Source organism: Actinomycetota bacterium (genome assembly GCA_041658625.1).
In the GTDB taxonomy this organism is placed as follows: domain Bacteria; phylum Actinomycetota; class JAHEXW01; order JAHEXW01; family JAHEXW01; genus JBAZZW01.
This window is the reverse complement of sequence record JBAZZW010000003.1, coordinates 92,588-104,882: the sequence shown is the minus strand read 5'-3', so window position 1 is coordinate 104,882 and position 12,295 is coordinate 92,588. Positions and strand designations below refer to the sequence as shown.

Here is a 12,295-nt window from a genome sequence, read left to right as displayed (position 1 = left end):
CCGGTGGGCCTGAGACCCGTTGGTACATACAAGTGGGAGCTCTACTACAGCTTTCACCTGCTCGGGGTATTAGACGAGAGGACCAAAAAGATCATCCCGGCCAAAGGCTGGCATGGAGCGAATTGAAAAGAAGCGTAAAGGATGTGCCCGGTCTAAAACGTAAAGGATGTCCGGCTTTCACAGTAGGTCGAGCATGCGGTCAAATCACGTCCGAGCGGAGAGCATTGATCGCTCGGCGAAGCGACTTGAAACACGGGGTCAGGCCCTGTCGCATAAGAAGAAAGGGCCTGACCCCAAAGCACTAACGATGGTAGGCCGCGAGCGGCATGCGAGTCTATTGTTTAGGCTGTGGCTTTAGGGGATTGACGCGGTCGGGCGTGGGACGCGCGTTTGAGGAAAAAGGATACGGGCGTAAGCCATGATAGTTGGCGCGATCGGTGTAGTTTAAAATCAGCGGCATTAAATCCTTGCCCCTAAACATGCCTAAGGCGCCTGCTCGGCAAGCCTTTTCGCTATAGCTCTTAACGTCGTCGGCGCCGCATAGCGCCCCTGTCATCAGGATAGGTACGGCGTCGCCTGAATGGATCATCCTGCCCGCGCACGGCGTCGCGTGGTCGCCGGTAATCAGACAAAGCGTGTCTCTGTCCAGGTCCATTGCCTCAAACGCCTTATCCAGCCTTTCTATTTGCGTCTTCTTGTACTCCGGATTCTTGGTGTGGCCCGCTTGGTCCGGCACCTTCGAGTGGACGTGGACGAAACCGAATCCGTCCTTGAATAGCTTGCGGGCAATCTCCAGACCGCCTGATAAGGCGTCTTCAGGCGACTGTCCTTCGGCTGACGGAAAATGGCCCATACCTAAAGCGGACGCCAGGCCTTTATATAGTGACCCGTTGGCGACGATCGCCCCGTTGAACGAGGTTAGATTATAGAATGACGGAATTTTCTTTGGCCGTCCCGGCCATTTGGTGATCAGGAAGTTCAGAGGTTGATCGCGCAGCGCCTCCGCGGACAGCAGCATGAACCGGTTAACGGTGTCCGCGGTCCGTCTGGCGGCCGCGGGTTCACCGGTTATATCCAAGGGTTCTACCAGAATAACGGGCATGTCGATCGATAAAGAATCAGCGTCGCTGACGTCCGGACTTACGTCTCCGGAAACGAACAACAGCCCTTGCCGCGCGCCTGTATATACAAAACGGCACCTGGCGTCCTCAATTACCTTGTCCTTAATCAGGCCCGCCGCTTCGCGGGCTAAAATGTCTTCGTTTTCTCGCTCTCTTGATGTAACGGTAAACCTGTCACCTGATTCTTCAACTGTCACGAAACTCGTCCTAAAGACGACCTCGTCGTCCTTGACGTCGTATCCTTCCCCTAAAGCCTCGATATAGCCGCGGCCCGGGTAGCCGCGCGCTGGGTAGCCGCGCGCTGGGTAGCCGAATAGCCGGAAGTGGGCGATGTCGCTAGATGGCGCGATGCCCGGCCCAAAGGGAAACATGACGCCGTTTATTCCGCCGGCGGCCAGCCTATCCAGGTTGGGCGTGCGGGCCGCTTCAAGCGGCGTCCGGCCGTTTAATTCAGCATAAGATTTGTCGCCCAGACCGTCCAAAATGACGCATAAAACCTTCATCGCGCGCTCCCTAGGACCTCAGCAACGGCCGGCAGGTAGTCTTTTTCCCCCGCGGACAGCATTTGGGCCAGCCTCTTGCCGACCGGCAAAAGAAATTCATCAATAAAAAGTTTCTCCGTTTCTTCCGGAACCCTGATAGGTGTTCCATCCGTCAAGCGGTAGTTCCCGCTAAGAACGCAGTTCATCTGTTCTCCACCTTCTTCCCACAACCACGGCGCCAAAGCCTTGATCTCGGCTCTGTCTACAATGTCGCGGACCGGAAATTCCAGCGAGAGGCCGACCGCCCCCAGGACTTCTTGATAACAAGCAAGTAAACTCGGCGTTTGATTTATCTTGCTGCCCGAAGCGTGCGTCGTTCTCTCGCCTGCCACAACGACGCCGCAATCATATCGGCGAGCTTCCGGTATCCTCATGAGGTGCAGGTATAAATGACACCCGATACAAGGGGAAAAGAAACCGAACCGGTCGCGGATCGTCGTCATAAACCGGCCGTTAAGCGCGCGCCAAAGAGAGGTGTCGGCCGAAACGACCAAATCGAGCAACTTGACGCTGAACCGCTCCGCCAGGTCTCGCCGCAGGTAGTCAACGTGAGATCCGACCACGCTGAAATCGCCGTATTCAGTTCCGGTGTGAACGTAGGTCGGCAACATGACCGTATGAGGATTAGTGGAAGCGTAGGAAATCGCAGCCGCGAACGCGTCTGCCCCGGCTATCTCCAGTACGGCGCTAATATTATCCATGCGGCTAGAATAGCAGATAAACGTCCGCTTAGGAAACCGGTTGTCTCCGGTAATCCCGCAAGAGGTTTATGGTCCGGCTTATTTCATCGGGATCGCCTAATTCGGCTACCCACCAACCGCAAGTAGTCTTAGATAGGGCATCGAGCGCAGGTCTAACCAAGGTTAAGTCTAAGGGAGCAATGTGGCCTTTACCGTCGACCTCGGCCTCATAGACGTGCGCGGCCGCGATGCGGTTTCCCAGTTTGGCGATTATGTCTTCCGCAGTCCATCCGTTGGCGGCCGCCTCGCTGGAATTAAAATGACCCACATCAAAGGTTACGGCGGCGCCTGTTTCTTCCGCCACCCTTATAAAGTCTTCGGGGCGCGCCGTTAAACCCCGGCGCAGATTCTCGACGCAAACCGTAACGCCTAAATCGCCGGCGTAGTCTACCAGCGCTTTAAGTCCGTCAATAGTGCTGGCAACATCGATCACCCCGTGCAATCCGAGGTTAAACCCTAAGTGGATCGTCAGATAATGTCCTTCCGCGGCGGCTACGTTGGCGACAACGTGGCGCATAAAATCAAGGCCCTTCGCCGCCCGTCCCACGTCCGCGCTGCCGATTTCGACATCCGCAAAATAGGCGTGAAAACGAATGTCAAAGCCACTGTCCGGTCCGCAACAGTCGTTAAGAGCCTGTTTCAGGTTGTCAACGTTTGCGATGTTAACCGCGAAATCAATACCAGTCGCGCCGCATGCGACCGCGATATCCGAGGCTCGTGTGTTTGAAGGAATCAAGTGAGTGCATATAGCTAGTTGGATGGATTTCTTAATCATATATTCATTATAACCGAAACCAGACCGTGCTATAAGGTATCTTTATATAAACTTATTCGACGGTGACGCTTTTGGCCAGGTTCCGGGGCTGGTCTACGTTGCAGCCGCGCTTCTTGGCGATATAATAGCTGATGAGCTGGAGCGGCACGACGGCGGGCACCGCCGATAATATCTCTGAAGTCCGAGGTACATAAATGATCTCATCGGCGTATTTGGCGATTTGCTCGTCGTCCCGGCTAGCGATGGCCATGACGTTCGCCCCGCGCGCCTTAACCTCCATGATGTTGCTGATGACCTTGTCGTACACATGGCCTTCGGTCGCTACTGCGACAATCGGCACCGCCTCTTCCACCAGGGCGATCGGGCCATGCTTCAGCTCACCGGCCGCGTATCCCTCGGCGTGAATGTAGGATATTTCCTTTAGTTTCAACGCGCCTTCCAGGGCGACCGGGTAGCCGACGCTGCGGCCGATAAACAGAAAGTCGCTCTTGTCTGCGTGTCTATCAGCGTATTGCTTCATTAACTTCATCTGAGTTTCGTCTTGCAGCAGATCTTCGACGACCTCGTCCATCCGGAAGAGCTCCTCGACGATCTCGGCTTCGTCCTCTACGGACAGGCTGCGCCGAACGGTGGACAAATATAACGTCAGTAAATATAAAGCGATCATCTGCGCGATCAGCGTCTTTGTCGCGGCCACGCCGATCTCTGGCCCGGCGTGAGTGTAAAGCACGCCGTCGGCCTCGCGGGAAATCGTGCTGCCCACAACGTTTGTTATCGCCATGATCTTCGCGCCCTGTTCACGGGCGAAACGCATACCTGCCAGAGTGTCGGCTGTTTCGCCTGACTGACTGACCGCCACCATCAGCGTCCGGTCGTCCAAAATCGGATTCCGGTACCTGAACTCGCTGGCGATATCTATCTCGACCGGAATGCGAACCCAGCTTTCTATCGCGTATTTGGCGACCATTCCCGCATGATACGACGTTCCGCAGGCGACGATGAAGACTTTATCGATCATCTTGATGTCGTTTTCCGTCAAACTGAGTTCGTCCAATATTATCTTATTGTCGTGGACCCGGCCGCGCATCGTTTCCCGGATGGCATGCGGCTGTTCAAAGATTTCCTTAAGCATGAAGTCGTCATAGCCGGATTTCTCGGCCGCGCCGGCGTCCCAGGTAACCTTAATGGGCTTCCTTTTCACTACCTTTCCGTCAAGCCCTTTCAACGTAACCTTGTCGCGATTGACGATAACCATTTCGTTGTCCTCAACAACCAGAACATCTTTGGTGTAGTTGAGAATGGCCGGTATATCCGAGGCCAGAAAATTCTCGCCTTTGCCCAGCCCCACTATCAGGGGGCTGTCTTTACGAGCGGCAACAATCGTCTCGGGATGTTCAACGACTACCGCCGCCAGGGCGAACGATCCCTCGACACGGGTGAGCGCCGTCCGGACGGCGTCTTCTAAGTCGCCGCGATAATACATTTCTATGAGATGGGCTAAGACCTCGGTGTCGGTATCGGAGGTGAAATTATGGCCCCGCTTCTGCAACTCTTCCCTTAAGTCATGGAAGTTCTCGATGATGCCGTTATGGACAACGGCGATCTGCTCCGTGCAGTCCATGTGCGGATGGGCGTTACGTTCGCTGGGCTCGCCGTGCGTCGCCCATCTGGTATGTCCGATACCGACCATCCCTTCAGGTGAGTCTTTCTCAAGCGCTCCGGCCAGCTCGCTCAGTTTGCCGAGACGCCTAACGACGTTGATTTTGCCGCCATCTACAACCGCTATGCCGGCAGAATCGTACCCGCGGTACTCCAGCCCCCGCAGGCTGTCTAATAGAATCGACGCCGCTTGTTTATCTCCCAGATAACCGACTATCCCGCACAATTTATGAAAGCTCCTTTTCCACTATGGCGGCCAAATGGCCAGCTATTCTCCCGGCCGCGCCTTCGGTATCAGCCTCTACCATCACGCGTACCAGCGGTTCGGTCCCGGAGGTCCGAATCAGAACACGTCCGCGTCCCCCAAGCGATAATTCGCTCTTCTCGACCTCACTCCAAATGGCGACTGCCTCCCCAAGCTTACGCTTGTCGGCCACGCGAACATTCAACAACACTTGAGGCAGCTTGCTCATGACATTCTTCAGTTCCGACAAGGGCCGGCCCGTCTCGGCCTTTATGGCCGCTAGCATGAGGCCGGTAATGATGCCGTCGCCCGTCGTATTATGGTCTAAAAAGATAACATGGCCGCTTTGCTCGCCCCCGAAATTAAGATCCTGATCAAGCAGCTCTTTTAGCACGAACCTGTCGCCGACGTCGGTCTTAATGACGTTTATGCCCAATTCCTCCATCCCTAAGTCAAAACCGCAATTTGCCATGACCGTCGAGACCAGCGTGTCGGCCTTCAGACTGCCTTTTTCCTTGATGTATTTCGCCAGAATGGCCATTATATAATCCCCGTCCAGGATATTCCCGTCTTCGTCAACGGCGATTACCCGGTCGGCGTCACCGTCAAAGGCCAAACCAAAAAAGCCTTCCCTCGCAACAACCTCGTCCCGAATGCAAAGCGGGTTGGTCGACCCGCAATCAACATTAATAAGATCGCCTCGGGGTTCGTCGCCGATGGTGATAACCTCCGCTCCGGCTTTCCTAAAGATATCCCCGCCCATCTGATAAGCCGCTCCGTAGGCCGCGTCCAGCGCGATCTTCAGGCCGGTCAGATCAACCGGTAATACCTTCAGGGCATGCTCGGCATAGAGACGGCGGCCTTGCTCCCCGGCGTCCGACAACTCGCCGACATCCGCGCCCGAGGGATGCTCGCCGGCGTAAGCGCCTGAGGGAACAAGCTTTTCGACCGCTTCCTCTTCTTCCTCCGTGAACTTAAAACCCGATCGGTTAAACAGTTTGATCCCGTTGTCGTCAACGGGATTGTGCGAGGCGGAAATAACGCAGCCGGCGTCGGCGCCTAGTTTCCGGGTGAGATAAGCCACCGCGGGCGTTGGTATGATGCCCAACCGCAACACCTCGGCGCCCGTCGACATAACACCGGCCATAAACGCCCGTTCCAGCATCTCGCCTGATAATCTGGTGTCGCGCCCGATAACGACGCGTCCGGGTTCGCCGCCGTTCACCGCAACGACCGCGGCCGCCCGTCCGACCGCCATGGCCAGCTCGGGAGTAAGGTCTTTATTGGCGACGCCGCGAATTCCGTCAGTACCGAATAACTTGTTCATAATCATACAATTATACTCTAGACATATTGTTTGGTGACGAACGGGCTTGTCATGGCCTTGAGGAGCGACTCGTAACCGGGAATAAAGGAAATTACCGCGCCCGTACGGGCTGGCGGCCCTGATTTCTTCAAAACAAAGTGGTCGGAGCTGGCTTTAACTATTCTCCAGGTGTCGTCAAGGGGAAACAGCTGAGTCCCTTCAATATCCTGGCGGCCGAGGGCCGCAATGTGGTGGTGGCCGCGCTCCGGGATACTTTCGATTATCTCCGCCTTGATAACAAAGGCGTCGTGATGCATATCCTGAATCAACCGGCCTCTCGCGGTTTCCTTGCCCAGCAAAATTGCCTCTCCCAGTCTGACCTGGTTAATCCCGGGCGGCATTTCGCCCGATTCAATCAGCTCCCAGGCGCTGCTGTTCCCGCCCGAAACGACCGGTAATTCAATGCCCGCCTTCTCTCTTGCGTCATTAGCTAGGGCCACCAGGTCTTTCATTTGATCCGGCGTAGGTTTTTGTCCGGCCAGGCAGGCGACGTTCACGCCCAAACCGACAACCTCGACACCTTGCAGCTGTGCCGCCCGCATTGCCGTCTCGACGGCGTCTTCCCGGCGAACGCCTTCGCGGCCGTCGCCCATATCGACCATGATAATTACTTTATGCTTCTTTCCGACCCGGGCGGCCGCCCGTCCCAGCGCTTCAATGACCGTCAAATCACTGTTCAAGCTGATATCGGACAAATCTACGATCTGCGGGATTTCGCTTAACATCGGCAACCGGAGCATCATCAATTGCTCTGTTATTCCGGCGCCTCGCAGATTTACCAGATTCGCCGGTCGGGAGTCGCCGATACCGGCAACACCGCCGTCCAGCATGGCGCCGGCGATAACCGGATCGCCCAAGCATGCCTTGGTAACGCCGATTACCTGGATATTCCGCGTGGCGCAGACAGAAACAGCGTGTTCAGCATTTTGTTTGATTTTTTTGGTGTTAATCAATATACGTGGATAAGTCATAATGTTTACCTTCTCGACTCGGTCGCCACTAGCTCCCTCACTCGAAGAATATTTTCGCTTTTCGCTTCAATTACAGTGATACTGGTGATGGCGGTGATGTTGGTGATCCTGCTTTGCATTTTTGTTTTTTCACTTCCATCACTTCACTCTTCACTCCTAAAAGCAAACGAGCCCCCGGCCACCTTTGGCGGCAGGGGGCTCGCATAAGTCGAGCGTATTTCTAACGTTTTGAGAACTGCGGCTTCTTGCGAGCTTTCTTAAGGCCGTATTTACGGCGTTCTTTCATACGCGGGTCTCTGGTTAGAAGACCGGCCGCCTTAAGCGCCGGCCGCAGCGATTCGTCGGCCTCCAGAAGCGCCTTGGCGATTCCGTGCCTGAGCGCCCCCGCTTGACCGGAAACGCCGCCACCTTCAAGTTTGGCGAACACGTCATAAGCGTCGGTCAATCCGGTGACCGAAAACGGTGTCTGGATCAAGATGTGATGGACTTTGCGCGGGAAGTATTCTTCCATCGTCTTCCCGTTGCAGTTGAATTCTCCTTTACCGGGGATCAGCCGGACGCTCGCGATGGCGTCCTTACGTTTTCCCGTTCCCCAGTAGACGGCCTGTTCAGCCACTATCAACCTCCGATCTTTAAGGGTGCGGGTTTTTGCGCCTCGTGTGGATGCTCCGCGCCCTCATATACCTTTAATTTTTTAAACATCGCCCGGCCGAGCTTCGTGCTAGGCAACATGCCTTTGATGGCTCGTTCGACCGCGGCGGTGGGTTTCTTCTCCATCAACTCTTCAAGAGTCTCCGTTTTCGATCCGCCCGGATATCCGGAATGCCGGAAATATTCCTTGCCGGCCATTTTATTTCCCGTAACCTTTATTTTGGCCGCGTTGATGACGACCACAAAATCGCCGGTGTCTATTGTTCGCGTATAAGTTGCCTTATGTTTGCCCTGTAGGACGCGCGCGACTCCCGTCGCCAGGCGGCCCAGCGTAGCCCCCTCGGCGTCTACGATAAACCAAGCGTGTTCTATGTCGCTCGGTTTGGCGGTGTATGTCTTCATCGTTTGTGCCATCTACTTAGCTCCCTTAAACCCGTGAACTTGTAATTAATATCCGATTTTCGTCAACGTCAAGCCGTGCGCCGGCGCCGTTCGTCCGGCAAGTTTTCTATCTCTGCTCTCTAGCATCCTCTTAATCGTGTCCGGCTCCAGTTTGCCGAGTCCGATGTCGATCAACGTCCCCATCAGCGACCTGACCATCCGGTGCACGAATCCGTCCGCCCGGATCGTCAAACTGATCAGGCCGGGTTCCGGCTCGTCCAGCGCGACCGCGGTAACGTTCCGGACACAGCCCTTGACGGCTGAAGAGGCGACGCAGAATGCGCTGAAATCGTGCTCCCCTACGACCGACTCGGCCGCCTTTTTCATCAGACCGGTGTCCAACGGACGATCGATTCGAGTGACATAACCGCCCCGGAAGATTTCCGGGTACGGTCTGTTCCAAATCAGGTACTCGTATTCCCGCCAGGCCGCGCTCTTGCGAGCGTGAAACTCAGGCGACGCGTCTTCTACCGCGGTTACAGCGATCCCGCCCGGCAACAGACCGTTCAAGCTCTTCATGATCCGCTCAGCCGACATATCGGACTTGGTGCGGAAGTTCACGATTTGGCCGCGAGCGTTCACGCCGGTATCGGTCCGCGAGGCTCCGGTGACCCTGATGCTCTCTCTGAGCAATATGCTTAACGCTTTTTCAAGTTCTCCTTGGACGGTCGGCTTGTTTTTCTGCCGCTGAAACCCCTTAAAATCCCGCCCAATGTAATCAACCGTGATTTTAATGTTTCTGTTTATACTTCTCGACTCCCTCTCGACAAGCTCGAGGTCGCTCGAAGAATATTTTTGTCTATCTTTCAATCTCTCCAACTAGTTCGAGTTGAACCATCGGCGCGGCGTCGCCTTTGCGGTAGCCTGTCTTAATAATCCGGGTATATCCGCTCTGGCGGTCGCCGTACTTAGGCGCAATCTCCTCAAATAGTTTGTATACAGCCGTTTCATCGTTCAGTTCGCTTAAGCACCGCCGTTTCGCGGCCAGATCGCCCTTCTTGGCGAGGGTGATCATCTTCTCGATGAACGGTTTGACTTCTTTGGCTTTTGTTTCAGTCGTCTTGATTTTGCCGTTCGAGATAACGTCGGCCGCAAGATTTCTAATCATCAATTTCTGATGCGCCGCACTGCCGCCCAAACGGTAACTTTTCTTTGGCCTAGGCATTTTCTCAGTCCTCTTCTCTGAGCGCCAAGCCAAGCTCGCCCAGCTTCTCCTTAACTTCGGTCACTGACCTTTTCCCGAAGTTCTTTATGGCGTTCAAATCGGCTTCGGTGCAATTGGCAAGCTTCTCGACCGTGTCGATTTTCTCTCTCTTCAGACAATTGTATGACCTTGTCGACAAATCCAGGTCATCAATACTCATCTCTAGATCTGTACTCGGCCGCGCCTCCTCCGACGGGAAACCGACGCCGATGGCGATGTCGTCCGTCAGATCCTCGAACAACACCATATGATCCGCGACAATCTGGGCCGCGAGCTTGAGCGCCTCGGTCGGCTCGATGCTGCCGTCAGTTTCGACAGCCAGCGTCAATTTGTCGTAATCGGTGATTTGGCCGACGCGCGTCTTGCCGACCTCGTAAGTTACCTTCCTGACCGGGCTAAAGATGGAATCGACCGGAATCGTGCCGATAGGCATCTTTTCCTTCTTATTCCGCTCGGCGGCCACGTATCCTTTGCCTTGCTCGACGGTGAGTTCGGCCTCCAGCTTGCCCTGTTTGTTCAACGTAGCGATTGGCATCGCCACGTCGATGATTTCGACGTCGGCCGTCGTCATAATGTCCCCGGCTTTGATTTCCTTGGCGCCTTTGGCCTCGATTCTAACGGTAACAGGCAGCTCGGAATATGATTTCAGAACCAGCTGCTTGATGTTCAAGATGATATCGGTCACGTCCTCTTTGACGCCCGGAATGGTCGAGAACTCGTGAAGAACGCCGTCGATTTTTACCGACGTTACGGCCGAACCCGGGATGCTCGCCAGGAGAACCCGGCGCATCGAATTACCGAGCACGTGTCCGAATCCGCGCTCCAAAGGCTCTACGACGAACCTGGCGGACGTGTCCGAGACTCTCTCGAATTTCATCTTCGGTTGTACTATAGCGATTGCCACTTTATTGGACCTCCTGTCCGGTTACTTGGAGTAGAACTCGACGATCAGTTGTTCTTTTAGGTCGACGGGAATCTCCTCCCTTGTCGGCAGGCTCTTCACCTTGGCTTTGATAGATTTCACGTTAAAGTCAAGCCACGGAGCGACCTCGCCCTCAATGGCCTGGCCCGCTTGCTCTTTGGCCTTAAAGACCTTCTGGCCGGCCGTTGTCAGGCTGACCTCGTCGCCCTGACGAACCAAATAAGACGGGACGTCAACCCGGCGGCCGTTCACTGCGAACAGACCGTGGGTAACCATCTGCCTCGCTTCGCGCCGCGCCGGCGCCAGTCCCAAGCGGTAGATGACATTGTCCAGACGGCTTTCCAGCATCCTTAGTAAGATTTCGCCGGTAACACCCTTCTCGCGGGCGGCCTTGGCGTAGTAGTTGCGGAACTGTTTTTCCAAGACGCCGTAAATCTGCTTAGCCTTTTGCTTTTCGCGCAGCCTGACGCTGTATTCCGTCTCTTTGACATAGCGCCGGCCGTGCTCACCAGGCGGGTAGGACCGCTTGGACACAGGACACTTGTCGGAGACGCATTTGTCGCCTTTTAAGAACAGCTTGGTGCCAGCTCTCCGACAGAACCTGCAAACTGAACCTGTAACCCTTGCCACTTAGACCCTTCTCCTTTTAGGACTGCGGCACCCGTTGTGCGGTACCGGCGTTACGTCGACGATGCTGGCGACTTCCAGGCCGGCCGCCTGCAGAGACCTGATGGCTGTCTCCCGGCCGCTGCCCGGGCCTTTGATGAAGACGTCAACCCTTTTCAAGCCGTGCTCCTGGGCTTTCTTCGCCGCGGATTCGGCTGCCATCTGCGCCGCGAACGGCGTGCCTTTGCGCGAACCCTTGAAGCCGACCGTACCCGAACTCTCCCAGGAAATCGTGTTGCCCTGAGGGTCGGTCAAAGTCACTATCGTGTTGTTGAAAGTCGACGAGATGTGAGCCTGTCCCCTAGGGATATTCTTCCGCTCCCGCCTCTTCGCCTTTCTTGCCTTAGGTTTGGCCATCCTACCTCCTGAAACTTACAGCCAAAACGAGTTATTTCTTCTTCTTGATGCCTACTTGCCGGCGTGGTCCTTTTCGGGACCTCGCGTTGGTATGCGTCCGCTGACCGCGTACCGGCAATCCCTGACGATGCCTGAGACCCCGGTAGCAACCTATCTCCATCAGGCGCTTGATGTTCTGCGAAACCTCGCGCCTGAGATCTCCCTCGATCTTGTAGTTTTCCTCGACGAACTCGCGAAGCTTGATGACCTCTTCTTCAGTCAGATCTCTGACTCGGGTCCCGACTTTGATACCAGTCGCTTCGACGGCCTTGCTCGCCCTCGTCCGCCCGACGCCGAAAATATAGGTCAGGCTGATTTCAACCGGTTTGTCTCTCGGAATATCGATTCCGGCTATGCGTGCCACTTACTTTGCCCCCTTGCTCGTAGTTAGCAGTTGGTCATTAGTCGTTGGTTCCATATTCGATTCTAAGTATTGCCTATTACCAACCACCAACAACTAACTACCCCTTTAACGCCCTAACCCTGGCGCTGCTTGTGGCGCGGATTCTGGCATATAACCATGACCCGGCCCTTTCGCCTGATTATCTTGCACTTGTCGCACATTTTTTTAACGCTCGGTCGTACTTTCATATCCTC

Annotated in this window: 15 protein-coding genes; all 15 read right to left on the bottom strand. The window is 55.2% G+C overall.

Annotated features, from left to right (window positions below):
- Positions 1–334: 334 nt before the first annotated feature.
- The gene (locus tag WC891_08625; GenBank protein ID MFA5867997.1) at positions 335–1,624 is read right to left on the bottom strand and encodes an alkaline phosphatase family protein; all 1,290 of its coding nucleotides are present in this window, start codon (positions 1,622–1,624) and stop codon (positions 335–337) included.
- A complete protein-coding gene (locus tag WC891_08620) occupies positions 1,621–2,364 on the bottom strand; it encodes a hypothetical protein (protein ID MFA5867996.1) in 744 nt (247 codons plus the stop codon). Before WC891_08620 ends, WC891_08625 begins: the two co-directional genes overlap by 4 nt.
- A 28-nt stretch (positions 2,365–2,392) precedes the next feature.
- Complete coding sequence (locus tag WC891_08615) at positions 2,393–3,178, bottom strand: sugar phosphate isomerase/epimerase (protein MFA5867995.1); 786 nt, start codon at positions 3,176–3,178, stop codon at positions 2,393–2,395.
- Between the two features lie 52 nt (positions 3,179–3,230).
- Positions 3,231–5,063: a glutamine--fructose-6-phosphate transaminase (isomerizing) gene (gene glmS, locus WC891_08610; GenBank protein ID MFA5867994.1), complete on the bottom strand. Its 1,833-nt coding sequence runs from the start codon at positions 5,061–5,063 to the stop codon at positions 3,231–3,233.
- A 1-nt stretch (position 5,064) separates the two neighbouring features.
- Complete coding sequence (gene glmM / locus WC891_08605) at positions 5,065–6,408, bottom strand: phosphoglucosamine mutase (protein ID MFA5867993.1); 1,344 nt, start codon at positions 6,406–6,408, stop codon at positions 5,065–5,067.
- 17 nt (positions 6,409–6,425) lie between these two features.
- Entirely contained in the window at positions 6,426–7,400 is a 975-nt protein-coding gene (locus WC891_08600; protein MFA5867992.1) for an alanine racemase, read from the bottom strand.
- 238 nt (positions 7,401–7,638) lie between these two features.
- A complete protein-coding gene (rpsI, locus tag WC891_08595) occupies positions 7,639–8,034 on the bottom strand; it encodes a 30S ribosomal protein S9 (GenBank protein MFA5867991.1) in 396 nt (131 codons plus the stop codon).
- A gap of 2 nt (positions 8,035–8,036) precedes the next feature.
- Entirely contained in the window at positions 8,037–8,471 is a 435-nt protein-coding gene (rplM, locus tag WC891_08590) for a 50S ribosomal protein L13 (GenBank protein MFA5867990.1), read from the bottom strand.
- A 45-nt stretch (positions 8,472–8,516) separates the two neighbouring features.
- Complete coding sequence (truA, locus tag WC891_08585) at positions 8,517–9,320, bottom strand: tRNA pseudouridine(38-40) synthase TruA (GenBank protein ID MFA5867989.1); 804 nt, start codon at positions 9,318–9,320, stop codon at positions 8,517–8,519.
- Positions 9,310–9,675 (bottom strand): 50S ribosomal protein L17, encoded by a 366-nt coding sequence (gene rplQ / locus WC891_08580; GenBank protein MFA5867988.1) that lies wholly within the window; start codon positions 9,673–9,675, stop codon positions 9,310–9,312. Before rplQ ends, truA begins: the two co-directional genes overlap by 11 nt.
- Before the next feature lie 4 nt (positions 9,676–9,679).
- The gene (locus tag WC891_08575; protein MFA5867987.1) at positions 9,680–10,612 is read right to left on the bottom strand and encodes a DNA-directed RNA polymerase subunit alpha; all 933 of its coding nucleotides are present in this window, start codon (positions 10,610–10,612) and stop codon (positions 9,680–9,682) included.
- 27 nt (positions 10,613–10,639) lie between these two features.
- Entirely contained in the window at positions 10,640–11,266 is a 627-nt protein-coding gene (rpsD, locus tag WC891_08570) for a 30S ribosomal protein S4 (GenBank protein ID MFA5867986.1), read from the bottom strand.
- On the bottom strand, positions 11,267–11,659 hold the full coding sequence (rpsK, locus tag WC891_08565) for a 30S ribosomal protein S11 (protein ID MFA5867985.1): 393 nt from the start codon (positions 11,657–11,659) through the stop codon (positions 11,267–11,269).
- A 31-nt stretch (positions 11,660–11,690) separates the two neighbouring features.
- Positions 11,691–12,062: a 30S ribosomal protein S13 gene (rpsM, locus tag WC891_08560; protein MFA5867984.1), complete on the bottom strand. Its 372-nt coding sequence runs from the start codon at positions 12,060–12,062 to the stop codon at positions 11,691–11,693.
- Between the two features lie 113 nt (positions 12,063–12,175).
- A complete protein-coding gene (rpmJ, locus tag WC891_08555; GenBank protein MFA5867983.1) occupies positions 12,176–12,289 on the bottom strand; it encodes a 50S ribosomal protein L36 in 114 nt (37 codons plus the stop codon).
- Positions 12,290–12,295: the final 6 nt, after the last annotated feature.

What these genes read in the sequence shown, in the direction of transcription:
- WC891_08625 (MFA5867997.1), bottom strand. Translation starts at nt 1,624, where the DNA reads ATGAAGGTTTTATGCGTCATTTTGGACGGTCTGGGCGACAAATCTTAT.
- WC891_08620 (MFA5867996.1), bottom strand. Translation starts at nt 2,364, where the DNA reads ATGGATAATATTAGCGCCGTACTGGAGATAGCCGGGGCAGACGCGTTC.
- WC891_08615 (MFA5867995.1), bottom strand. Translation starts at nt 3,178, where the DNA reads ATGATTAAGAAATCCATCCAACTAGCTATATGCACTCACTTGATTCCT.
- glmM (MFA5867993.1), bottom strand. Translation starts at nt 6,408, where the DNA reads ATGAACAAGTTATTCGGTACTGACGGAATTCGCGGCGTCGCCAATAAA.
- rplM (MFA5867990.1), bottom strand. Translation starts at nt 8,471, where the DNA reads ATGAAGACATACACCGCCAAACCGAGCGACATAGAACACGCTTGGTTT.
- rplQ (MFA5867988.1), bottom strand. Translation starts at nt 9,675, where the DNA reads ATGCCTAGGCCAAAGAAAAGTTACCGTTTGGGCGGCAGTGCGGCGCAT.
- rpsK (MFA5867985.1), bottom strand. Translation starts at nt 11,659, where the DNA reads ATGGCCAAACCTAAGGCAAGAAAGGCGAAGAGGCGGGAGCGGAAGAAT.
- rpmJ (MFA5867983.1), bottom strand. Translation starts at nt 12,289, where the DNA reads ATGAAAGTACGACCGAGCGTTAAAAAAATGTGCGACAAGTGCAAGATA.